Raw genomic sequence first — 21,141 nt, 5'->3', positions numbered from 1 at the left:
CCACAGGATCAAGGGTCAGCCGCGCCCCGCTCATTTGCCCATAACCCCCCTATCTGCTAGTGTCGCGCCGGTTTAACGTCAACCGGAAATCGCCGCCATGGCCCGCAAAAAAGCTGCACTGGATTTCGAACAGTCCCTCGCCGACCTGCAAACATTGGTCGAGCGTCTGGAGAACGGTGAATTGTCGCTGGAAGACTCGCTGACCGCTTTCGAGCAGGGCATCGGCTTGACCCGTGACTGCCAGGCAGCGCTGGCGCAGGCCGAGCAGAAGGTGCAAGTGCTGCTGGAGCGCGATGGCGAACTCGCCGAGGAACCCTTCGACGCGGAACAGCCAGAATGATTGCAGCGTATACGGCGACCAGCCAGGCCCGGGTCAACGCGGCGCTGGAAACCCTGTTCAACGCGCCGCTGCCGGAATTGGCGCGCCTCTACGAAGCAATGCGCTACAGCGTCATGAACGGCGGCAAACGCGTGCGCCCGCTACTGGCCTACGCCGCCTGCGAAGCCCTCGGCGGCAAGGCAGAACAAGCCAATGGCGCCGCTTGTGCAGTTGAGCTGATCCACGCGTATTCGCTGGTTCACGACGATTTACCGGCGATGGACGACGACGATCTGCGTCGCGGCCAGCCAACCACCCACAAAAAATTCGACGAAGCCTGCGCGATTCTCGCCGGTGACGGCTTGCAGAGCCTGGCGTTCAGCGCCCTGCTCGATCCGCGCCTGAGCGATTGCAGCAGCGACATCCGCCTGCACATGGTCACCGCACTGGCGCAGGCTGCTGGCCCGGCGGGCATGGTCGGCGGCCAGGCGATCGACCTCGGTTCGGTCGGCCTCAAGCTCGATCAACAAGCCCTCGAACAGATGCACCGGCACAAGACCGGCGCGCTGATCGAAGTCAGCGTCAAACTGGGCGCCTTGGCCAGCGGCCGTGCTGAAAAAGATGAACTCAAGGCGCTGCAGACTTATGCACAGGCCATCGGCCTCGCCTTTCAGGTGCAGGACGACATCCTCGACGTCGAAAGCGATACCGAAACCCTGGGCAAACGCCAGGGCGCCGACATTGCCCGGGACAAGCCAACCTACCCGGCCCTGCTCGGCCTCGAAGCGGCCAAAGCGTATGCGCTGGATTTGCGTGATCAGGCCCTGCACGCCCTGCGACCGTTTGACGCGGCAGCCGAGCCGTTGCGTGAGCTGGCCCGGTACATCGTCGAGCGCCGCAGCTGACGGCGTATCCGCCAAAAAAGACCAACGCGTGGGCAGGGGGCGATGCATCAGGTAAACTGCCGCATCTTCTATACCTATAACGATTCGCCTGATGCCCACGACGTTTCATGAGATTCCCCGCAAGCGCCCGACCACGCCCCTGCTCGACCGCGCGAACACGCCGGACGGCCTGCGCCGGTTAGGCGAAGCCGAGCTGGAAACCCTGGCCGATGAATTGCGCCTGGAATTGCTCTACACGGTCGGTCAGACCGGTGGGCATTTCGGTGCCGGCCTGGGCGTGATCGAGCTGACCATCGCGTTGCATTACGTCTTTGACACACCGGACGACCGTCTGCTGTGGGACGTCGGGCATCAAGCGTATCCGCACAAGATCCTCACCGGTCGCCGCGAGCGCATGGGCACCCTGCGGCAGAAGGACGGCATCGCCGCTTTCCCGCGCCGCTCCGAGAGCGAGTACGACACCTTTGGCGTCGGCCACTCCAGCACGTCGATCAGCGCAGCGCTGGGCATGGCCATTGCCGCCCGCCTGCAAAACAGTGATCGCAAGGCGATTGCCGTGATCGGCGATGGCGCGTTGACCGCCGGCATGGCTTTCGAGGCGCTGAACCACGCGCCGGAAGTCAACGCCAACATGCTGGTGATCCTCAACGACAACGACATGTCGATCTCGCGCAACGTCGGCGGTCTGTCCAATTATCTGGCGAAGATCCTTTCCAGCCGCACCTACGCGAGCATGCGTGAAGGCAGCAAGAAAGTCCTGTCGCGCCTGCCCGGCGCCTGGGAAATCGCCCGTCGCACCGAAGAATACGCCAAAGGCATGCTGGTTCCCGGCACCCTGTTCGAGGAGCTGGGCTGGAACTACATCGGCCCGATTGACGGCCATGACTTGCCGACCCTGATCGCCACCCTGCGCAACATGCGTGACCTGAAAGGCCCGCAGTTCCTGCACATCGTCACCAAGAAAGGCAAAGGCTTCGCCCCGGCGGAAGTCGATCCGATTGGTTATCACGCGATTACCAAGCTCGAACCACTGGACGCTCCGGCCGCTGCACCGAAAAAGGCGGGCGGGCCGAAGTATTCGGCGGTGTTCGGCGAGTGGCTGTGCGACATGGCTGCTGCCGACCCACGTCTGGTCGGGATTACCCCGGCAATGAAAGAAGGCTCGGATCTGGTCGCATTCAGCGAGCGTTTCCCGCTGCGCTACTTCGACGTGGCGATTGCCGAGCAACACGCGGTGACGTTCGCGGCCGGCATGGCCTGCGAAGGCGCAAAACCGGTGGTGGCGATCTACTCGACATTCCTTCAGCGCGGTTACGATCAACTGGTGCATGACGTTGCGGTGCAGAACCTCGACGTGCTGTTCGCCATCGACCGCGCCGGTCTGGTTGGCGAAGACGGCCCGACCCACGCTGGCAGCTTCGATCTGTCGTACCTGCGCTGCATCCCGGGCATGGTCATCATGACCCCGAGCGATGAAAACGAACTGCGTAAAATGCTCACCACCGGCCACCTCTACAACGGTCCGGCGGCGGTGCGTTATCCGCGCGGCAGCGGCCCGAATGCGACCATCGACAAAGACCTCGAACCGATCGAAATCGGCAAGGGCATCGTTCGTCGCCAGGGCAGCAAAGTCGCTGTGCTGGTGTTCGGCGTGCAACTGGCCGAGGCACTGAAGGTGGCTGAGAAACTGGATGCCACCGTGGTCGACATGCGTTTCGTCAAACCGCTCGACGAAGCGCTGGTGCGCGAGATTGCCGGCAGCCATGAGTTACTGGTGACCCTCGAAGAGAACGCGATCATGGGCGGCGCCGGTGGTGCGGTCAGCGAGTTCCTCGCACGGGAGAACATCCTCAAGTCGATGCTGCATCTGGGCTTGCCGGATGTTTACGTCGAGCACGCCAAGCCTGCGCAAATGCTGGCCGAATGCGGGCTGGACGAGGCCGGGATCGAAGCCTCGATTCGTGAGCGTCTGGAGTTGCTCAACAAGTAACGCGCAATACCCCTGTGGGAGCGGGCTTGCTCGCGAAAGTGGACCGTCAATCAACGCAGTGTTGACTGATGCACTGCATTCGCGAGCAAGCCCGCTCCCACATTTGATTTGTGTACATCTGAAATCCCGATGGATTGCCATGAACCTCTCGCGCCTCGCCCTGCCCTTCCTTCTGCTGCCATCGATCAATGCCTTCGCTGACACCTTCGAACGCGATCAGGCACTGAAGCTGCCGGACGTGCTGATCTCCGCCAACCGTCAGGTCGAAGCGCGCAACGACAGCAGCGCCGCCAACACCGTGTTCACTCGCGAAGACATTGATCGCCTGCAGCCGAGCGATGTTGCGGACTTGCTGCGTCGAGTACCCGGCGTGCAAGTCGCGCAGACCGGCGGACGCGGGAGTCTGCCGGGGGTGTACGTTCGCGGCACGCAATCGGCGCAGAGCCTGGTGTTGGTCGACGGCCAGCGCATCGGCAACTCGACCTCGGGCGACAGCAATCTGCAGCACCTGAACATCGAACAGATCGAGCGGGTGGAAGTGCTGCGCGGTTCGCGTTCGGTGATTTACGGCAGCGACGCGATTGGCGGAGTGATTCAGATCTTCACTCGCCGTGGCAGTGAGGCGGGTTTGCAGCCGCGTCTGCACGTCGGGTTGGGCAGCAACCAGACGTGGGAGCGCAGCCTTGGCCTGTCCGGCGGCGATGAGAAAACCCGTTTCAACCTTGGCGCCAGCCTGGACGAAACCGCCGGCATTGACCGCACCCACGAGTCGTACCCGAGCGATGGCGATCACGACGCCTATCGCAACAAGTCCGTGAGCCTGAGCCTCAGCCATGCGCTGACCGACGACATCGAAGTCGGCGCCAACCTGCTGGATAACCGCGGCAAAAGCGAGTTCGACAACCCCTTCGGCCGCTTCGACATGAACACGTTCGAGTCGGTGCAGCAGCAGCCCTACAGCGATTTCAACGTCAACAGCGTCAGTAGTTACGTCGATGCCCGGGTCAACGAAACCTGGAACACCCGCCTTGAGTTTGGCCACACCGAAAACCGCGAGAAGACCTTCGACAAGCTCAGCGACGAGCGCACGGTGTTCAACACCTACCGCGACTCGGTGAACTGGCAGAACGACCTGACCCTGGATGCACGCAACAGCCTGATCCTCGGCGGCGACTGGTACGAAGACCGGGTCAACAGCAGCACCGTGTTCGACGAGGACAGCCGCTGGAACCGCGCTGCCTTTATCCAGCACCGCTATCAGGCGGACAGTTTTTCTACCGAACTCGGCCTGCGCCACGATGACAACCAGCAGTTCGGCAGCCAGAACACCTGGAGCGGTACCTTCACCCTGCCGCTGAATCCGGACAACGATCTGTTGCTGAGCTACAGCGAAGGCTTCCGCGCGCCGACCTTCAACGACCTGTACTACCCGGATTTCAGCAACCCGGACCTGAAGCCGGAAACCTCGAAGAGCTACGAGCTGCAGTGGCGCAGCCAATTGACCGACAGCAGTCGCCTGGAAGCCTCGATTTACCGAACGGATCTGGAAGACGCGATCATCTTCGGCAGCAATTCACGTCCAGAGAACGTCGCTTCGGCGCGAATCAATGGCTTTGAAGCGGCGCTGAAGCAGGAACTGTTCGGCTGGCAGAGCAATCTGGGCGTGGCGATCATCGACCCGCGAGATCGTGACACCGGCCATACCCTGGCTCGCCGCGCACGTCGCACCGCGAGTTGGGACCTTGATCGCCAGTTCGACCAGATTGGCCTCGGCGCCAGTTGGCAGGCGGTGAGCAGCAGTTATGACGATCTGAAAAATGAAAACCCGCTGGGTGGCTATGCGTTATTCGGCTTGCGCAGCAGTTGGGCGCTCAACCGAGAGATCAAGCTGGATCTGAAGGTCGATAACGTGTTCGACAAAGGTTACAGCCGGGCGAATTACAGCTATGACGGCAGTCAATATGGCTATCGCGAGGAAGGTCGGGTGTGGATGTTCGGCGTCACCTGGACTCCTCAACTCTGACCTGAAATCTGCAGTGATCTGACTGGCGCCTTCGCGAGCAGGCTCGCTCCCACGATTTGGAATGCATTCCCCCTGTGGGAGCGAGCTTGCTCGCGAAAGAAGTCACCTCGGTTTCAGCGGCCTGGTGCAATCAATTGGCAGAGCTTGGCCGTTGCATCGATCATCTGGCCGCTGGGGCGTTCAAGCCCTTTGTCGGTGACCAACAGTAATTTTTCCTGCTTCACCGCTGCTACCTGCGGCCAGGCGCTCCACGCATTCAACTGCGCCTGATCACTCGCCAGAATCACTTCAGGGTCGCGCTGCAACACCGCCTCAATACTCACCTGCGGCGCCGGCAGACTCAGGTCAGCGAACACATTGCGCGCCCCGCATACCTCCAGCGCATCGCTGATGATCTGCCCGCCACCGACGGTGTACAGCGGCTTGTCCCAGACCTGGTAGAAGACCCGCAAAGGCACTTCCCGGCGATAGTGCTGGCGCAGTTCTGCGAGTTGTTCGCGCAACGCTGCCGCCCGTGTCAGCCCGCGTTCGGGACGCCCCAATTGCGCGGCAATGGCTTCGATCTGCGTGGCGAGTTGTTCAAGAGAATGCGGTTCGGCGACGAAGGTCGGCAGCCCCAGGCGCTTGAGTTGATCACGCTGCGCCGGGCCGACGCTGCCGGGCCAAAGCAACAGCAAGTCAGGTTTGAGGCTGAGCAACTGTTCCATGTCGAGTTGGCCATAGCGGCCAACAGACGGCACGCTGGCAATTTCCGCCGGACGCTCTCCCGCATCCAGCACACCGACCAGCAGATCAGCCGAACCCAGTTCAACAACGATTTCAGAAAGAGACGGAGCGAGACTGACGACCCGCAGCGCCGATAGCGCGGGGCCGCTGACGGCCAGCAGCAGAACCGCCAGCCAGTACCGGCGCATCAGCCGAGTTGACGCGGGATACGGTAGAGGTAGAACAGCACCGCTGTGGACAGTGCCAGCAGCATCAACGGCACGGCTTCGAGAGCGACGAACACCGCCAGTGCGCCGATCCACGCGGGCAGCGCTGCGGCAAGAAATGCAGTACGACGACGAGCGGCGAGTGCAATCCATGCCGCCGGCTCATCCGCCGTGTCGAGAGCCTTCTGCGTGGCGATCAGCGCGTGTTTGTAGCCGCCGAAAAACTTCAGGCTGACAAACATCGACGCCACACCGGCGATAAACAACGGCATCGCCAGCACCGGCAGAACCCCTTCGCCCTGACCAAACAGCGCGTTGAGGACAAACAACGGCAGCAGCGCCAGTGCGAGGTATTTCCACCAGTCGACCGCCAACCGGCGGCGCACCTGACCCCGCGTCACGCGCGATCAACCTCGCCCTGATGCTCATTGCCCATCATGTGGTCGAGCTTGCTGGCCTTGGTCGCCAGATAGAGTTTGTTGTGTGGATTGTGGCCGGTGTGCAGCGGCACGCGCTCGGCGACCGTGATGCCCATGTCGGTCAGGGCTTTGACCTTGCGCGGGTTGTTGGTCATCAGACGCAGGGATTTGACACCGAGGTGCTCGAGCATCGGCAGGCACATGGCGTAGTCACGCTGGTCGGCGGCGAAGCCGAGACGCTCGTTGGCTTCAACGGTGTCGGCGCCGCCGTCCTGTAATTCGTAGGCGCGAATTTTGTTCAGCAGGCCGATGCCACGACCTTCCTGACGCAGGTACAGCAACACGCCACGCCCTTCACGGGCGATGGCCTTGAGGGCGCCTTCCAGTTGCGAGCCGCAGTCGCAACGCTGGCTGAACAAGGCATCGCCGGTCAGGCATTCGGAGTGCAACCGGCCGAGTACCGGGGCACCGTCGGCAATTTCACCCAGGCTGAGCACCACGTGCTCGCGACCGGTGGCTTCATCGAGAAAACCGTGCATGGTGAATTGCGCAAAGGGTGTGGGCAGCTTGGAAGCGGCGACAAAGACGACAGGCACCGGTGTGCTCCTGATCTAAAGAGTCTGAAAATTCGCAGGCCGGCATTGTAACAGCAGCTTCTTACCGACGCTTAGGCTGAATTATCGGGCATAACGATCAAAAAGTTTGATAACAACCGAGTTGCCTCGCCCCCACAAGGGTATGTGGTCAGTTCGAGACGAACGGGTACGGCTGCTTCCACTTCTCGAAGATCGGCTTCAACTCGCCGCTCTTCACCAACTGTTCCATGCGCTGGTCATACAGCGTCATCAGCGCTCGCGCCTGTGGGGTGTCGGCAAAGCCGAGAAACAACGGCAACTCGGCCAGATGCGAATACCGATACTGCGCTGGGTCGGCTGCGGTTTTCACCACAGCTTCGATCTCGGTCAGTGCATCAATGTAGTAATCCGCGCGTCCCTGCTTGAGCATCGACAGAATCCCGGTGCGGCGCTCGATCTGGTTGTAGCGTTTGATGTTCGGCAGGTAGTTTTCGTAGCGATAGCCGCGCACCCAGGCCAGCCGATACTTGCCCAGCGTCTCCTGGGTGGGCGATGGGTTACCGGCCAGACCCAACGCGTAAATATGGTCGGAATCGAAATTCCAGTGCGGGTACACGACCTGTTCGGCTTCGTCACGGTAAGAGCCGACTAGCGCGTCGACTTCCTTCAACTGCACCAGCCCGACCGAACGGGTGTAAGGCACCGTGCGAATGTCCAGCTTGACCCCGGCGGGTTCGAAGACCTTTCGCAGTACATCCCAACCCAGGCCGTGGCCGTCGGCGGCGGTGTAGTCTTCCCAGTCTTCGCTGGCCAGGTGGATGACCGCAGGCGGCGGCGCAGCTTCCTGCGCACCGGCGACGGTGCTCAGCAAAGCAAAAACCGCTAACGCCAGCCAGCGTCGAGCCATCCCTAGTTCCCTCACTTGACCCTGATATCCCTTGGAATCAGGCGAAAATCCACACCAGGCCCTGCATCGCCAGCCAGGCAAATACACCTGCCAGCACGTCATCGAGCATGATCCCGACGCCGCCATGCACATGCCGGTCGATCCAGCGGATCGGCCAAGGCTTGAGAATGTCGAAAAAGCGAAACATCAGGAAACCCGCAAGCAACCAGTACCAGCCTTCCGGCACCAGCCACAGGGTGATCCACATCCCGACCATTTCGTCCCAGACGATGCCTTCGTGATCGTGTACCCGCAGATCGTCGGCCACTTTGCCGCACAGCCAGAAGCCGAACAGCATGGTGATCCCGAGCATCAGCCAGTAACCCCAGTCGGGCAACATCTGCCACAACGGAATAAAGGGTAGCGCAACTAACGAGCCCCACGTGCCCGGCGCCTTGGGCAAGGTGCCCGAACCGAAGCCGAACGCGAGGAAATGCCAGGGATTGCGCCAGACCGACGGCGGAACGAATTCGGCCGGAACCTGTTTCGGGTGATCTGTCACGGTGTCTCCTGAAAATGTTGATAGCCCCGGATTTGCGGGGTGATGTCATGGCCGTTGCGATCCAGCAGCACCACGCCCTGACCTTCAGCCACGCGACCGATCACATGGATCGGCCAGCCATTGGCAAGCAGCGCCGGCAACTCGACGGGCGGTAGCGTGAACGCCAGCACGTAATCATCGCCACCGCTCAATGCCGCACGTTCAGCGCCGCGCAGACCTAGAAACGCCACTAAAGCATCCGACAACGGTACGCGCTCGCGTTCAATCTCAAGCCGCACCTTCGATGCCAGGGCGATATGGCCACAGTCGGCGAGCAGGCCGTCGGAGATGTCCAGCGCCGAAGTGGCTTTGCCGCGCAAGGCCTGGCCTAGCGCCAATTGCGGTTGTGGCGACCAGTAATGATCGAGCAGCGGTTGGGCAATCTGCGGTTCGGTATCACGTTGACCGAGCACCAGCGGCAAGGCGCCGGCTGCGTTGCCCAGCTCACCGCCGACACACAGCCAATCACCCGGCTGCGCACCGCTACGGGTCAAGGCCAGGCCAGCGGGAACGCGTCCGAACACGGTGACGGTCAGGCTCAATGGCCCGCGCGTGGTATCGCCGCCGACCAATGCCACGCCGCAACGCTGCGCCATGCGGTTCAAACCACGGGCATAGGTTTGCAGCCAAGCGGCGGTCACCGTCGGCACAGTCAGGGCAAGGGTAAAGGCAACGGGCGTGGCGCCCATGGCGGCCAGATCGCTGACCGCGACGGCCAGCGAGCGCTGACCGAGCAGAAACGGATCGCAGGGGTCGGCGAAATGCACACCGGCCACCAGCGTATCGGTAGAAATCGCCAACTGTTCCCCGCAAGGAACAGCGAGCAAGGCGCAGTCATCGCCGATCCCGAGAGCAACGCCCTCGCCGCCCTGCGCACAGGGCGCGGCGGCGAAAAAATTGCGGATCAGCTCAAACTCGCCCATTGCGATATCAAGCGCTCATCAGCGCTTGAACGCCTTCACTTCAGCTTCACGCAGGCGCGGGGCCAGCTTGTCGAGCACGCCGTTGACGAACTTGTGACCGTCGGTGGAACCGTAGACTTTCGCCAGTTCGATCCCTTCGTTGATCACCACGCGATACGGCACGTCGACGCGCTTGAGCAGTTCCCAGGTGGACAGACGCAGCACTGCCAGTTCAACCGGGTCGAGCTCTTCGATCACCAGATCCAGGCAAGGCGTGAGAGCTGTGTCGATTTCGGTCTTGAACTGCGGAACCCCGTGGAGGATTTCGCGGAAGTAGGCACCGTCGACATCGGTGAAATCGTTATCAACGCGAAACTGCGCTTCGATCTCGTTCAGCGATTGCTTGGCCATGTGCCACTGATACAGCGCTTGAGTCGCCAACTGACGGGCAGCGCGGCGCTTTTCACTTTTCGAAGGCTTGCCGGCGTCGGCGGAACGCGGTTCGCGCGGGTTGAAACGATCGCTTTCGTCGCTAATCACTTGGCCTCCAACTGCGCCAGCAGGCTGACCATTTCCAGAGCGGACAGGGCAGCTTCGGCACCTTTGTTACCGGCCTTGGTGCCGGAACGTTCGATGGCCTGCTCAATGGAATCAACGGTCAGGACGCCGAAAGCGACCGGCACGCCGAACTCCATGGACACCTGGGCCAGACCCTTGGTGCATTCGCCTGCCACGTATTCGAAGTGCGGAGTACCGCCACGAATGACCGCGCCGAGGGCGATGATGGCTGCGAACTCGCCTTTCTGGGCGACTTTCTGCGCAACCAGCGGGATTTCGAAGGCGCCAGGTGCGCGGATGATGGTGATGTCGCTTTCGCTCACGCCGTGGCGAACCAGGGCATCAACTGCACCGCTGACCAGGCTTTCAACAACAAAGCTGTTGAAACGGCCCACTACCAGAGCGTAGCGGCCTTTAGGGGCGATGAAGGTACCTTCGATGGTCTTCAGGGTCATTCGTCAGTTCTCTTAAAGAGCCGGGACGCGTCTGCTACGCGTCCCTCAGTGATTTATTTGCCGCGAATCGGAGTCCGGAAACAACCGGTCATTATTCGGAGGGCACGTATTCTACAACTTCCAGATCGAAACCGGATATCGCATTAAATTTCATTGGCGCAGACATCAGGCGCATTTTGCGTACACCGAGGTCACGCAGGATCTGCGAACCGGCACCGACGATGCTGTAGGTGGTCGGTTTTTTCGGCGCTGCCTGCTCACCGGTTTCGCGGATGTGCGCCAGCAACACGTCGCCATCGAGCGGATGACCGAGCAGCAGCACCACGCCGCTACCCGCCTCGGCGACCGCAGCCATGGCGGCGCGCAGGCTCCAGCGGCCTGGTTGCTTGACCATCAGCAAGTCGCGCAGCGGGTCCATGTTGTGCACCCGAACCAGGGTCGGTTCTTCGGCGCAAACAGTGCCCAGGGTCAGTGCCATGTGCACGTCGCCTTCCACGGAATCACGATAGGTCACCAGGTTGAATTGGCCCAGTTCGCTGTCCAGTGGCTGCTCGGCAATCCGCTGAACGGTACGTTCGTGGATCATCCGGTAATGAATCAGGTCGGCGATGGTGCCGATCTTGATGTTGTGCTCGGCCGCGAAGGCTTCGAGCTCCGCGCGACGGGACATGGTGCCGTCGTCGTTCATCACTTCGCAGATCACCCCGCTCGGCTCGAAACCGGCCATGCGCGCGAGGTCGCAGGCGGCTTCGGTGTGGCCGGCGCGAGCGAGGGTGCCGCCGGCCTGGGCCATCAGCGGGAAGATGTGGCCCGGGCTGACGATGTCTTCAGCCTTGGCATCCTTGGCGGCAGCCGCTTGCACGGTGCGCGCGCGGTCGGCAGCGGAGATGCCGGTGGTCACGCCTTCGGCGGCTTCGATGGACACGGTGAACTTGGTGCCGAAACCGGAACCGTTGCGCGGCGCCATCAGCGGCAGCTTCAACAGTTCGCAGCGCTCGCGGCTCATCGGCATGCAGATCAGGCCACGGGCGTGCTTGGCCATGAAGTTGATGTGCTCGGCCTGGCAGCATTCGGCGGCCATGATCAGGTCGCCTTCGTTCTCGCGGTCTTCGTCATCCATGAGGATGACCATTTTGCCTTGGCGGATGTCTTCAACCAGTTCTTCGATGCTATTGAGCGCCACAAGGCACCCCCCTTCTTTCGAAATTTAGAGCTTCAGGATTTGAGGTAGCCGTTTTGGGCCAGAAAGCTTTCAGTGATCGTGCCACCAGCGCTCGACTCTGCGGCCTTGTCGCCCAGGAGCAGACGCTCCAGATAACGCGCCAGCAAGTCGACTTCCAGATTCACCCGGCGCCCCGGCTTGTACGAGGCCATGATGGTTTCGCTCAGGGTGTGCGGAATGATCGTCAGCATGAATTCGGCGCCATCGACTGCGTTCACGGTCAGGCTGGTGCCGTCGACGGTGATCGAGCCTTTGTGGGCGATGTACCTGGCCAGCTCCTTCGGCGCGCGGATGCGAAATTCCACAGCGCGGGCATTGTCGCTGCGCGAGACGATTTCGCCGACACCGTCGACGTGGCCGCTGACCAGATGCCCGCCGAGACGGGTGGTGGGGGTCAGGGCTTTCTCCAGATTGACCGGGCTGCCGCTTTTCAGGTCATTCATGGCGGTGCAATCGAGGGTTTCGCGGCTGACGTCGGCAGCGAAGCCGTCGCCCGACAGCTCAACTGCGGTCAGGCAGACGCCGTTGACCGCGATGCTGTCGCCGAGTTTGACGTCGCTCAGGTCGAGCTTGCCGGTGGCGACGTGTACCCGCACATCGCCGCCCTTTGGGGTCAGTGCGCGGATACTGCCGATGGATTCGATGATGCCGGTAAACATGAGGTTCTCCTTGAGAACTGGGCCAGCGCTAACGCGATGGCCGGGAATTATACGCTCGCCGGTCGAGCAGGGATTGCAGTGACTCGCCAGTCATCGCCCACCGCTCGAATTTCAGTGATTTTCAGTTCCGGCGCATCCTTCATATGGGCCAGCGGCCAGTCCAGCAATGGACGCGCCGTGGAGCCGAGGAACTTGCCGGCGATGAAGATCACGAATTCGTCGACCAGGCCGAGCTGGGCGAAGGCGCCGGCCAAGCGTGGCCCCGCCTCGACCAGCACTTCGTTGGTGCCTCGGCCGGCCAGCTCGATGAGCAATTGAGGCAGATCGACCTGTCCGTCATCACCCGGCACGATCAGGCACTCAGGGCCGTGAGCGTATTGCTCTTCGATCGCGACACAGGTGGCGACCAATGCCGGTCCGGCCCTGAAGAACGGCGCATCCAGCGGCACGCGCAGGCGTCCGTCGATCAACACGCGCAGCGGCGGGCGACTCATGGCCAGTGCGGTTTGCTCGCTGTCCAGACCCAGTTCGTCAGCGCGAACAGTCAAGCGCGCGCCGTCGGCCAGTACCGTGTCGGCGCCGGTCAGCACCACGGCGGCCTGAGCGCGCAGACGCTGCACCGCCGAACGTGCGGCCGGACCGGTGATCCATTGGCTCTCGCCGTTTTCCATTGCCGTGCGCCCGTCGAGGCTCATCGCCAACTTGACCCGCACGAACGGCAAGCCGTGTTCCATGCGCTTCAGGAAACCTTGATTGAGCTGGCGCGCCTCGGCTTCCAGCACACCGCTTCCAGTCGCGATGCCGGCATCGGCCAGACGCTGCAAACCACGCCCCGCCACTTGCGGATTCGGATCACGCATCGCTGCCACCACACGAGCGACCCCGGCATTCACCAGAGCATCGGCACACGGCGGCGTGCGGCCGTGATGGCTGCACGGTTCGAGCGTCACGTAAGCCGTAGCGCCACGGGCCAGCTCACCGGCGGCGCACAGGGCGTGTACTTCGGCGTGAGGTTCGCCGGCGCGTTCATGCCAGCCTTCGCCGACAATCTGCCCGTCACGCACGACCACGCAGCCAACCCGAGGATTGGGGTGCGTGGTGTAGTGACCTTTGCGCGCCAGTTCCAGCGCGCGGGCCATGAAGCGGGCGTCGAGGATGGCCTGCTCGGCGGCGGTCATTCTTTCACCGGTTCGCGGGCGAGGCGGTCGATTTCTTCGCGGAATTCGTTGAGATCCTGGAAGCGCTTGTACACCGAAGCGAAACGGATGTAGGCGACTTCATCAAGCTTTTGCAATTCGGCCATCACCAGTTCGCCGACCACGAGGGATTTGACCTCGCGCTCGCCGGTGGCCCGCAGCTTGTGCTTGATGTGAACCAGAGAGGATTCGAGGCGCTCGACGCTCACCGGACGTTTCTCCAGGGCGCGTTGCATGCCGGCGCGGAGTTTTTCTTCGTCGAACGGTTGGCGGCTGCCGTCGGTTTTGATCAGGCGCGGCAACACCAGTTCGGCCGTCTCGAACGTCGTGAAACGTTCGCCGCAGGCCAGGCATTCACGCCGGCGGCGCACCTGCTCGCCCTCGGCGACCAGACGCGAGTCGATGACCTTGGTGTCGTTGGCACCGCAGAAGGGACAGTGCATGGTGGCTGGCAACAAAAAAAGGGAGGGCCATGGTAGCGCATCCCGGTGGCAAGACAAGCCATAGGCTTTGCGGTATACAGAACGGCATGATCGTTTGATCCATGGATTTCATTTTGCTGGAGCCTCCAATGCCGTTACGTCCGCTCGTTTTGCTCAGTCTTTTCAGCCTGCTGGTGGCCTGTGGCAGCGATGCACCCAAGCCTCAGCCGCCGACACCAGGTCCTGCGCCACAACAGGCACAGAAAAAAGCCAAGGAAGCCGCTGACCTCGGCCCGCTGCCGGCCTATCAACGGGAACTGAGCGGCACCCTTCAGGGCATTCCGGCCGGCGCCGAAGTCGAGCTGGCGCTGCTGGTGATCGATGCAAAGGATCGCCCGCAACAACTGCTCGCCAGTTCCAGCCTGATCGGCAACAACCAGATCCTGCCGTTTCGCCTGCGCTTCAACCCGGACGCCTTCCCCGCCGGTGCGCGGGTTGAACTGCGTGGCCGCGCCAGCCAGTCCGGCCAGTTGATTTTGCATCTGCCGTCGCAAACCATCACCCAGCCGGCTTCTCAGGCGCTGGGCCAGTTGCAATTTGTCAAAGCACCATGAATGCACCGCTCGACCTGCAACAGGCGTTAGGTGAATTGCTCGGCGACGCCAGACTCAAGGTCTGTGCGTTGCCGGACACCGATTTGCAGTTGTGGCTGATCGACGGCGACAACATGGATCGCGAATTCAGTCAGGAAGAAATCCAGCGAATTCTGCACGAGCCACCCTATTGGGGTTTCTGCTGGGCCAGCGGTCTGGCAGTGGCGCGTTATCTGGGGGAGTTTCCCGAGTGGGTGCGCGGCAAGCGCGTGCTGGATTTCGGCGCCGGTTCCGGGATTGCCGGGATCGCAGCGGTCAAGGCCGGGGCGCTTGAGGTGGTAGCCTGCGATCTCGATCCGCTGGCGATTTCCGCGTGCCGGGCGAATGCCGCGCTGAATAATGTCGAGATGGGCTATTCGACAGATTTCTTTGCCGAGGCCGACCGGTTTGATCTGATTCTGGTGGCGGACGTGTTGTACGACCGGGCGAATCTGCCGTTGCTCGATGCGTTTTTAAGTCGTGGCCGTGAGGCGTTGGTGGCGGATTCGCGGGTTCGGGATTTTCGGCATCCGTTGTATCAGCGCATTGAAATGCTTGAGGCGATGACCTTGCCGGATCTGGCGGAGCCGGAGGAATTTCGGCATGTCAGCCTTTACCATGCGCGGCGCTAGCTAAAAGCTTCGCGAGCAGGCTCGCTCCCACAGGGGAACGCATTCCAAATGTGGGAGCGAGCCTGCTCGCGAAGGCGTCCTGCCAGACAACACATCTCTGCCTTCCGGCCACACCCCGCCAAGCCGTATAGTTGCCCCATCCACGCTTTGACGAGATCCCCCATGAGTGAGCAAACGCCGTACATCTTCGACGCCACGACGGCCGATTTCGACCAGTCGGTGATCGAGGCTTCTTTCAACAAACCGGTGCTGGTGGATTTCTGGGCCGAATGGTGTGCGCCGTGCAAGGCGTTGATGCCGATGCTGCAAGGCATCGCCGAGAGCTATCAGGGCGAATTGCTGCTGGCCAAGGTCAACTGCGACATCGAGCAGGACATCATCGCCCGTTTCGGCATTCGCAGCCTGCCGACCGTCGTGCTGTTCAAGGACGGTCAACCGGTCGACGGTTTTGCCGGTGCGCAGCCGGAATCCGCGGTGCGCGCCTTGCTTGAGCCGCATGTACAGATGCCACCGCCCGCGGCTGCCGATCCGTTCGAGCAGGCTCAGGCGTTGTTCGATGACGGTCGTTACGCCGATGCCGAAGCAGTACTGGCGGTGATGCTCAATGAAGACAACACCAACGCCAGGGCGCTGATTCTTTATGCGCGCTGCCTGACCGAACGCGGCGAACTGGGCGAGGCGCAAGCCGTGCTCGACGCGGTCAAGAGCGATGAGCACAAGGCCGCGTTGGCCGGTGCCAAGGCGCAGATCCAGTTCCTCGGACTTGCTCGTGACCTGCCGGATGCCGCCGACCTGAAAGCGCGTCTGGCGAAAGATCCGCAGGACGACGAAGCGGTGTATCAACTGGCGATCCAGCAACTGGCGCGTCAGCAGTACGAAGCGGCGCTGGAGGCAATGCTCAAGCTGTTCATCCGCAATCGCAGCTATGGCGAGGGGTTGCCGCACAAGACCTTGCTACAGGTGTTCGAGCTGCTGGGCAATGAACACCCGCTGGTGACGGTGTACCGCCGCAAGATGTTTGCGGCGCTGTACTAAGCCCTCATTCGACCCAACTGTAGAGCGGCGTATCCCCGCCGCTCAACACTTTCACGTCCGGACTATGGCGCAGGCGCACCAGCAAGCGCTTGCCTGCCACCGCGCTGCCGGTCAGCGCTTCAAGCTGATCAAGCAGATCCGGCCCGCTGAGTTGCCCGACCTTGCGCAACAGATCTTTCGCCATCTGCCACAACGCATCGTCCTGATTCAGCGGTTTCGCCGCTGGCGCCGACGCGGTCGCCTCGGGCTGGGCAATCGGTGCCTGCGCATTCAGCGCCGAACCGAGCTTCGTCCAGTCGCTGTCATCCAGTTCCACCGTCAAGTCCACCGGCACGTCGCCGACGGTTCCGCGTATCCGCAACATTGAGTTTGCTCCCGCACATTTCTGACCTGCATGCTCCCACGGGACTTGTGCAACGCCAAGCGCACGGGCAAACTCTGCGGACTTTCGTTATAAGATTACATAACAAACTCTTCACTTTACTTCCCGGAGACCACCATGCGTTGTCTGCTGCTCGCTTTGCCGTTTGCCCTGTTGCCGCTGGCCATCGCCCATGCCGCCGATGAGCATGACCACGATCACGTCCATGAACACGGCAGCCTCGGCGCACATGAACACGGCGTCGGTCGTCTGAACGCAGCGCTGGATGGCCAGACCCTGGAGCTTGAGCTGGAAAGCCCGGCGATGAACCTGGTCGGTTTCGAACACGTGGCTACCACGGATGCCGACAAGGCCAAGGTCGCCGCTGCCCGCGCGCAACTGGAAAACCCGCTCGTTCTGTTCAGCCTCCCGGCGGCGGCAGGTTGCAAGGTCGCCAGCCAGGAACTGGAAAGCCCGCTGTTCGGCGACAAGCCGGATGCCGACGATCATGACGACGATGAAGCGGACAAGGATGGTCACGAGCATCACCACGACCACAGCGAAATCCACGCCCACTATCAGTTCAGCTGCGCAACGCCGGGCGCACTGAAGACACTGGATCTGGCAAACGTCTTCAAGACCTTCCCGGCTACGCAGAAAATTCAGGTACAACTGATCAGCGCCAGCGGCCAGCAAGGCACTGAAGTAACGGCCAAGACTGCCGCGCTGAAATTCTAGATTCACCGAAATACCCCTGTGGGAGGGGGCTTGCTCGCGAAAGTGGTGGATCAGTCGACATGAATGTCGACTGTTCGATTGCATTCGCGAGCAAGCCCGCTCCCACAAGGGATCAGTGTCCAACCATGAAACTGGTGCCATGACCCAAGCACTCATCGAACTGTCCGACCTGGGCTTCAACTGGCCCGGTCACCCACCGCTGCTGGACATCCCGGCGTTTCGCCTGGAAGCCGGTGAAACCCTGTTCCTCAAAGGTCCCAGCGGCAGCGGCAAGACCACCCTGCTCGGTTTGCTCGGCGGTGTGCAGAAACCCGGTCGCGGCAGCATTCGCCTGCTTGGCCAGGAACTCACCGAACTCTCCGCCGGCGCCCGCGACACCTTCCGCGTCGATCACACCGGCTACATCTTCCAGCAGTTCAACCTGCTGCCGTTTCTCTCGGTGCGCGAGAACGTTGAGCTGCCGTGTCACTTTTCCAAACTGCGTGCGCAACGGGCGAAACAGCGCCACGGCAGCGTCGATCAAGCCGCTGCCACCCTGCTCGCCCACTTGGGATTGAAGGACGAAAGCATCCTGAGCCGTCGCGCCGACTCGCTGTCGATTGGTCAGCAGCAACGGGTCGCCGCCGCGCGCGCCCTGATCGGCCAGCCAGAGCTGGTGATTGCCGACGAACCGACCTCGGCCCTCGACTACGATGCCCGGGAAAACTTCATTCGCCTGCTGTTCGCCGAATGCCGCGAAGCCGGTTCCAGTCTGTTGTTCGTCAGCCATGACCAGAGTCTGGCGCCACTGTTCGACCGTCACCTGTCCCTGGCCGAACTCAATCGCGCCGTCACGTCTGCCGAGGTCTGAGATGTATCTGTTTCGTCTGGCCATGGCCAGCCTGGCCAACCGCCGCTTCACCGCCCTGCTCACCGCGTTCGCCATCGCCTTGTCGGTGTGCCTGCTGCTCGCCGTTGAACGGGTGCGCACCGAAGCCAAAGCCAGTTTCGCCAGCACCATCAGCGGCACCGACCTGATCGTCGGCGCCCGCTCGGGCTCGGTAAACCTGCTGCTGTACTCGGTGTTCCGCATCGGCAACGCCACCAACAACATCCGCTGGGACAGCTTCGAACACTTCGCCAACAACCCGAAAGTGAAGTGGGCGATCCCGATGTCCCTCGGCGACTCCCATCGCGGTTATCGCGTGATGGGCACCACCGAAGCCTATTTCGAGCACTATCAATACGGTCGCCAGCAACACCTGGCACTGGCCGACGGTCGCGCATTTGCTACCGATCCGTTTGAAGTGGTACTCGGCGCGGAAGTGGCCGACGCGCTGCACTACAAACTCGGTGACAAACTGGTGCTGGCCCACGGTGTGGCGGCGATCAGTCTGGTCAAACACGACGACAAACCGTTCACCGTGGTCGGCATCCTCAAGCGCACCGGCACCCCGGTTGATCGCACGCTGCACATCAGCCTCGGCGGCATGGAAGCGATACACATCGACTGGCACAACGGCGTGCCGGCGCGGGGCAACGGGCGGATTACGGCGGATCAGGCACGCAACATGGACCTGACGCCGCAAGCGATCACTGCGTTCATGCTCGGGCTCAACAGCAAGATTTCCACCTTTGCACTGCAACGCGAGATCAACGAATTCCGTGGCGAACCGATGCTGGCGATTCTGCCGGGCGTGGCGTTGCAGGAGTTGTGGAGCCTGATGAGCACCGCCGAAAAAGCGTTGTTCGTGGTGTCATTGTTCGTGGTGCTGACCGGGTTGATCGGCATGCTCACGGCGATTCTCACCAGCCTCAACGAACGTCGCCGCGAGATGGCGATTCTGCGTTCGGTGGGTGCGCGGCCATGGCACATCGCGAGCCTGCTGGTGCTGGAAGCTTTTGCCCTGGCGCTGACCGGCGTGATCGCCGGTCTGGCACTGCTCTACATCGGCATTGCCGCCGCGCAGGGGTACGTGCAGGCCAATTACGGTTTGTATCTGCCGCTGGCGTGGCCGAGCGAGTATGAATGGACGCTGCTCGGTGGCATTCTGGCGGCCGCGCTGCTGATGGGCAGCGTGCCGGCCTGGCGCGCTTATCGCCAATCTTTGGCCGATGGCCTGTCGATCCGTTTATGAGGATGTTCACCATGCCCCGCGCCGTACTCGCGCTGCTCTTGCTGGTCGCCCTGCCTGTGTGGGCCGCGGCGCCGAAAGACCTCACGTGGTCGGAGATGATTCCGCCGGACGCCGCGCCGGAAGTGCCGAACATGACCCCGCTGCACGACTTGTCGAAGATAGGCGATGCGCTGTCTGCCGAGTCTGCACCGGCGGCAAAGCAGGACATGCCAAATGCGCCGGTGGTGCAGAGCCTCGACGGTCAGAACATTCGCCTGCCGGGCTACATCGTGCCGCTGGAAGTGAACGAAGAAGGGCGCACCACCGACTTCCTGCTGGTGCCGTATTTCGGCGCGTGCATCCACGTGCCCCCACCACCGTCGAACCAGATCGTGCATGTGAAAAGCGAGTTGGGCGTGAAGCTCGATGAGTTGTATCAGCCGTACTGGGTCGAAGGGCCGTTGCAGGTCAAGGCGTCGAGCAGCGAGTTGGCGGATGCGGGGTATCAGATGGCGGCGGACAAGATTTATGTGTATGAGTTGCCGGAGTAGATCCCGGTAGTTCTGTGCTGTTTGTAAGGGCCCCTTCGCGAGCAAGCCCGCTCCCACATTTGAAATGCGCTCCCCTGTGGGAGCGGGCTTGCTCGCGAAGGGGCCGTCAAAGGTTCCACAAAAACCGGCGACTTCACTGTTTCATTGAGCTGAATCAAAAGACCGTATCAGCTGGCTTCGTACCATAGGACATCAGAAACTTTTAACGTCCTTTCGGAGCCCCCATGAACAAGTCCTTGCTCAGCGCTTCGCTGTTTGCCTTCGCGCTCGCAGCCCCGCTCGCCCATGCCCACACAGCCGGCGACATCATCGTTCGCGCCGGTGCGATCACCGTTAACCCGAAGGCCGACAGCTCCAGCGTCAAGGTCGATCAGGGGCCGTTGAGCGGCACCAATCTGGGTGGCAAGGCGACCATGAGCAGCGACACTCAACTGGGCCTGAACTTCGCCTACATGGTCACCAACAACATCGGTATCGAGTTGCTGGCGGCCTCGCCGTTCGAACACGACGTGAAGCTCAAGGGCACCGCCCTGCCCGCGGCCAATGGCAAGCTCGGCACCCTCAAACACCTGCCGCCGACCCTCAGCGTCGTGTACTACCCGCTGGATTCGAAGTCGGCGTTCCAGCCCTATGTCGGCGGCGGTATCAACTACACCTGGATCTACGACGAGCACGTCGGCAGCGAAGCGCAATCCAATGGCTTCAGCAACTTCAAGGCGAAGAATTCCTGGGGCCTGGCCTGGCAGGTCGGTGCGGACTACATGCTGACCGACAACATCATGCTGAACGCCCAAGTGCGCTACATCGACATCGATACCCGCGCCACTGTCGAGAACAACGCCGTCGCACCCGGCACCCGCGCACGGGTGAACGTGGATGTCGATCCGTTCATCTACATGGTCGGTCTGGGCTATAAGTTCTAAGCTGATTTTTACCGGACGTTCACGTGGTGGTGAATGAGGCTTGGTGGTGGGCAGACTTGATACTGAGGCGATTGCTACGCAGTTGATCGGGGATAAATCCCCTCACCAC

At 61.8% G+C, this 21,141-nt stretch carries 25 protein-coding genes; 12 read left to right on the top strand and 13 right to left on the bottom strand.

Annotation, left to right across the window (positions count from 1 at the left end; genetic code table 11):
- The first annotated feature begins 97 nt into the window (after positions 1-97).
- The 4 genes from AACY19_RS15270 (at position 98) to AACY19_RS15255 (ending at position 5,237) form a co-directional block, all read left to right on the top strand.
- Complete coding sequence (locus tag AACY19_RS15270; RefSeq protein ID WP_003228627.1) at positions 98-340, top strand: exodeoxyribonuclease VII small subunit; 243 nt, start codon at positions 98-100, stop codon at positions 338-340.
- Positions 337-1,224, top strand: coding sequence for a (2E,6E)-farnesyl diphosphate synthase (ispA, locus tag AACY19_RS15265; protein WP_339451478.1), 888 nt, complete (start codon positions 337-339; stop codon positions 1,222-1,224). The genes AACY19_RS15270 and ispA overlap by 4 nt, the downstream gene beginning before the upstream one ends.
- 91 nt (positions 1,225-1,315) lie before the next feature.
- Positions 1,316-3,214 carry a 1-deoxy-D-xylulose-5-phosphate synthase gene (gene dxs, locus AACY19_RS15260; RefSeq protein WP_339451476.1) on the top strand — a complete coding sequence of 633 codons (1,899 nt, stop codon included), beginning with the start codon at positions 1,316-1,318 and terminating at the stop codon, positions 3,212-3,214.
- A gap of 139 nt (positions 3,215-3,353) precedes the next feature.
- The gene (locus AACY19_RS15255; protein ID WP_339451474.1) at positions 3,354-5,237 is read left to right on the top strand and encodes a TonB-dependent receptor domain-containing protein; all 1,884 of its coding nucleotides are present in this window, start codon (positions 3,354-3,356) and stop codon (positions 5,235-5,237) included.
- 113 nt (positions 5,238-5,350) lie between these two features.
- Here AACY19_RS15255 and AACY19_RS15250 read toward each other — a convergent pair whose 3' ends face one another.
- The 12 genes from AACY19_RS15250 to nrdR all read right to left on the bottom strand — a co-directional run bounded on the left by AACY19_RS15250 (position 5,351) and on the right by nrdR (position 14,085).
- The gene (locus AACY19_RS15250) at positions 5,351-6,151 is read right to left on the bottom strand and encodes a cobalamin-binding protein (RefSeq protein WP_339451472.1); all 801 of its coding nucleotides are present in this window, start codon (positions 6,149-6,151) and stop codon (positions 5,351-5,353) included.
- Positions 6,151-6,570, bottom strand: a complete 420-nt coding sequence (locus AACY19_RS15245; protein ID WP_339451470.1) for an MFS transporter — start codon at positions 6,568-6,570, stop codon at positions 6,151-6,153. Before AACY19_RS15245 ends, AACY19_RS15250 begins: the two co-directional genes overlap by 1 nt.
- On the bottom strand, positions 6,567-7,184 hold the full coding sequence (gene ribA, locus AACY19_RS15240; RefSeq protein WP_016984117.1) for a GTP cyclohydrolase II: 618 nt from the start codon (positions 7,182-7,184) through the stop codon (positions 6,567-6,569). Before ribA ends, AACY19_RS15245 begins: the two co-directional genes overlap by 4 nt.
- A gap of 148 nt (positions 7,185-7,332) precedes the next feature.
- On the bottom strand, positions 7,333-8,070 hold the full coding sequence (locus tag AACY19_RS15235; RefSeq protein ID WP_339451467.1) for a substrate-binding periplasmic protein: 738 nt from the start codon (positions 8,068-8,070) through the stop codon (positions 7,333-7,335).
- Positions 8,071-8,107: 37 nt separating this feature from the next.
- Entirely contained in the window at positions 8,108-8,611 is a 504-nt protein-coding gene (locus tag AACY19_RS15230; RefSeq protein WP_003228639.1) for a phosphatidylglycerophosphatase A family protein, read from the bottom strand.
- The gene (gene thiL / locus AACY19_RS15225; RefSeq protein WP_339451465.1) at positions 8,608-9,573 is read right to left on the bottom strand and encodes a thiamine-phosphate kinase; all 966 of its coding nucleotides are present in this window, start codon (positions 9,571-9,573) and stop codon (positions 8,608-8,610) included. Before thiL ends, AACY19_RS15230 begins: the two co-directional genes overlap by 4 nt.
- An 18-nt stretch (positions 9,574-9,591) precedes the next feature.
- Positions 9,592-10,092, bottom strand: a complete 501-nt coding sequence (gene nusB, locus AACY19_RS15220; protein ID WP_339451463.1) for a transcription antitermination factor NusB — start codon at positions 10,090-10,092, stop codon at positions 9,592-9,594.
- Positions 10,089-10,565, bottom strand: a complete 477-nt coding sequence (ribH, locus tag AACY19_RS15215; RefSeq protein WP_003228649.1) for a 6,7-dimethyl-8-ribityllumazine synthase — start codon at positions 10,563-10,565, stop codon at positions 10,089-10,091. Before ribH ends, nusB begins: the two co-directional genes overlap by 4 nt.
- A gap of 91 nt (positions 10,566-10,656) precedes the next feature.
- Entirely contained in the window at positions 10,657-11,748 is a 1,092-nt protein-coding gene (ribBA, locus tag AACY19_RS15210) for a bifunctional 3,4-dihydroxy-2-butanone-4-phosphate synthase/GTP cyclohydrolase II (protein WP_039761895.1), read from the bottom strand.
- A 32-nt stretch (positions 11,749-11,780) separates the two neighbouring features.
- Complete coding sequence (locus AACY19_RS15205; protein ID WP_339451461.1) at positions 11,781-12,446, bottom strand: riboflavin synthase; 666 nt, start codon at positions 12,444-12,446, stop codon at positions 11,781-11,783.
- Positions 12,447-12,493: 47 nt separating this feature from the next.
- Positions 12,494-13,624, bottom strand: coding sequence for a bifunctional diaminohydroxyphosphoribosylaminopyrimidine deaminase/5-amino-6-(5-phosphoribosylamino)uracil reductase RibD (gene ribD / locus AACY19_RS15200; RefSeq protein ID WP_339451459.1), 1,131 nt, complete (start codon positions 13,622-13,624; stop codon positions 12,494-12,496).
- A complete protein-coding gene (gene nrdR / locus AACY19_RS15195; RefSeq protein WP_007910946.1) occupies positions 13,621-14,085 on the bottom strand; it encodes a transcriptional regulator NrdR in 465 nt (154 codons plus the stop codon). Before nrdR ends, ribD begins: the two co-directional genes overlap by 4 nt.
- A 128-nt stretch (positions 14,086-14,213) precedes the next feature.
- Here nrdR and AACY19_RS15190 point away from each other — a divergent pair, with 128 nt between their 5' ends.
- The 3 genes from AACY19_RS15190 (at position 14,214) to trxA (ending at position 16,363) form a co-directional block, all read left to right on the top strand.
- On the top strand, positions 14,214-14,678 hold the full coding sequence (locus AACY19_RS15190; protein WP_339451457.1) for a YbaY family lipoprotein: 465 nt from the start codon (positions 14,214-14,216) through the stop codon (positions 14,676-14,678).
- Positions 14,675-15,328, top strand: a complete 654-nt coding sequence (locus AACY19_RS15185; RefSeq protein WP_339451455.1) for a class I SAM-dependent methyltransferase — start codon at positions 14,675-14,677, stop codon at positions 15,326-15,328. Before AACY19_RS15190 ends, AACY19_RS15185 begins: the two co-directional genes overlap by 4 nt.
- 162 nt (positions 15,329-15,490) lie before the next feature.
- Positions 15,491-16,363 (top strand): thioredoxin, encoded by an 873-nt coding sequence (gene trxA / locus AACY19_RS15180; protein ID WP_339451453.1) that lies wholly within the window; start codon positions 15,491-15,493, stop codon positions 16,361-16,363.
- A 4-nt stretch (positions 16,364-16,367) separates the two neighbouring features.
- Here trxA and AACY19_RS15175 read toward each other — a convergent pair whose 3' ends face one another.
- On the bottom strand, positions 16,368-16,727 hold the full coding sequence (locus tag AACY19_RS15175; RefSeq protein WP_339451451.1) for a hypothetical protein: 360 nt from the start codon (positions 16,725-16,727) through the stop codon (positions 16,368-16,370).
- Positions 16,728-16,862: 135 nt separating this feature from the next.
- On the opposite strand from AACY19_RS15175, the gene AACY19_RS15170 reads away from it, so the two are divergent.
- From AACY19_RS15170 to AACY19_RS15150, 5 genes are all read left to right on the top strand, one after another.
- Positions 16,863-17,462 carry a DUF2796 domain-containing protein gene (locus tag AACY19_RS15170; protein WP_339451449.1) on the top strand — a complete coding sequence of 200 codons (600 nt, stop codon included), beginning with the start codon at positions 16,863-16,865 and terminating at the stop codon, positions 17,460-17,462.
- Positions 17,463-17,601: 139 nt separating this feature from the next.
- On the top strand, positions 17,602-18,312 hold the full coding sequence (locus tag AACY19_RS15165) for an ABC transporter ATP-binding protein (protein WP_339451447.1): 711 nt from the start codon (positions 17,602-17,604) through the stop codon (positions 18,310-18,312).
- Between the two features lies 1 nt (position 18,313).
- Positions 18,314-19,579 (top strand): ABC transporter permease, encoded by a 1,266-nt coding sequence (locus tag AACY19_RS15160; protein ID WP_158959674.1) that lies wholly within the window; start codon positions 18,314-18,316, stop codon positions 19,577-19,579.
- An 11-nt stretch (positions 19,580-19,590) separates the two neighbouring features.
- Positions 19,591-20,109 (top strand): DUF3299 domain-containing protein, encoded by a 519-nt coding sequence (locus AACY19_RS15155; RefSeq protein WP_339451444.1) that lies wholly within the window; start codon positions 19,591-19,593, stop codon positions 20,107-20,109.
- Positions 20,110-20,333: 224 nt separating this feature from the next.
- A complete protein-coding gene (locus AACY19_RS15150) occupies positions 20,334-21,032 on the top strand; it encodes an OmpW/AlkL family protein (protein WP_339451443.1) in 699 nt (232 codons plus the stop codon).
- Positions 21,033-21,141 lie beyond the last annotated feature (109 nt).

Origin of the sequence: Pseudomonas sp. EA_5y_Pfl2_R50, from assembly GCF_963970475.1 — a bacterium.
Lineage (GTDB): Bacteria > Pseudomonadota > Gammaproteobacteria > Pseudomonadales > Pseudomonadaceae > Aquipseudomonas.
The sequence above is the reverse complement of the archived record's forward strand: the minus strand, read 5'-3'. Positions and strand labels throughout refer to the sequence as shown.

Excerpts from the sequence above, each read along its gene's own strand:
- AACY19_RS15270 (WP_003228627.1), top strand. The coding sequence starts at position 98 with ATGGCCCGCAAAAAAGCTGCACTGGATTTCGAACAGTCCCTCGCCGAC.
- ispA (WP_339451478.1), top strand. The coding sequence starts at position 337 with ATGATTGCAGCGTATACGGCGACCAGCCAGGCCCGGGTCAACGCGGCG.
- dxs (WP_339451476.1), top strand. The coding sequence starts at position 1,316 with ATGCCCACGACGTTTCATGAGATTCCCCGCAAGCGCCCGACCACGCCC.
- AACY19_RS15255 (WP_339451474.1), top strand. The coding sequence starts at position 3,354 with ATGAACCTCTCGCGCCTCGCCCTGCCCTTCCTTCTGCTGCCATCGATC.
- AACY19_RS15250 (WP_339451472.1), bottom strand. The coding sequence starts at position 6,151 with ATGCGCCGGTACTGGCTGGCGGTTCTGCTGCTGGCCGTCAGCGGCCCC.
- AACY19_RS15235 (WP_339451467.1), bottom strand. The coding sequence starts at position 8,070 with ATGGCTCGACGCTGGCTGGCGTTAGCGGTTTTTGCTTTGCTGAGCACC.
- thiL (WP_339451465.1), bottom strand. The coding sequence starts at position 9,573 with ATGGGCGAGTTTGAGCTGATCCGCAATTTTTTCGCCGCCGCGCCCTGT.
- ribH (WP_003228649.1), bottom strand. The coding sequence starts at position 10,565 with ATGACCCTGAAGACCATCGAAGGTACCTTCATCGCCCCTAAAGGCCGC.
- AACY19_RS15205 (WP_339451461.1), bottom strand. The coding sequence starts at position 12,446 with ATGTTTACCGGCATCATCGAATCCATCGGCAGTATCCGCGCACTGACC.
- ribD (WP_339451459.1), bottom strand. The coding sequence starts at position 13,624 with ATGACCGCCGCCGAGCAGGCCATCCTCGACGCCCGCTTCATGGCCCGC.
- nrdR (WP_007910946.1), bottom strand. The coding sequence starts at position 14,085 with ATGCACTGTCCCTTCTGCGGTGCCAACGACACCAAGGTCATCGACTCG.
- AACY19_RS15190 (WP_339451457.1), top strand. The coding sequence starts at position 14,214 with ATGCCGTTACGTCCGCTCGTTTTGCTCAGTCTTTTCAGCCTGCTGGTG.
- AACY19_RS15185 (WP_339451455.1), top strand. The coding sequence starts at position 14,675 with ATGAATGCACCGCTCGACCTGCAACAGGCGTTAGGTGAATTGCTCGGC.
- trxA (WP_339451453.1), top strand. The coding sequence starts at position 15,491 with ATGAGTGAGCAAACGCCGTACATCTTCGACGCCACGACGGCCGATTTC.
- AACY19_RS15175 (WP_339451451.1), bottom strand. The coding sequence starts at position 16,727 with ATGTTGCGGATACGCGGAACCGTCGGCGACGTGCCGGTGGACTTGACG.
- AACY19_RS15170 (WP_339451449.1), top strand. The coding sequence starts at position 16,863 with ATGCGTTGTCTGCTGCTCGCTTTGCCGTTTGCCCTGTTGCCGCTGGCC.
- AACY19_RS15165 (WP_339451447.1), top strand. The coding sequence starts at position 17,602 with ATGACCCAAGCACTCATCGAACTGTCCGACCTGGGCTTCAACTGGCCC.
- AACY19_RS15160 (WP_158959674.1), top strand. The coding sequence starts at position 18,314 with ATGTATCTGTTTCGTCTGGCCATGGCCAGCCTGGCCAACCGCCGCTTC.
- AACY19_RS15155 (WP_339451444.1), top strand. The coding sequence starts at position 19,591 with ATGCCCCGCGCCGTACTCGCGCTGCTCTTGCTGGTCGCCCTGCCTGTG.
- AACY19_RS15150 (WP_339451443.1), top strand. The coding sequence starts at position 20,334 with ATGAACAAGTCCTTGCTCAGCGCTTCGCTGTTTGCCTTCGCGCTCGCA.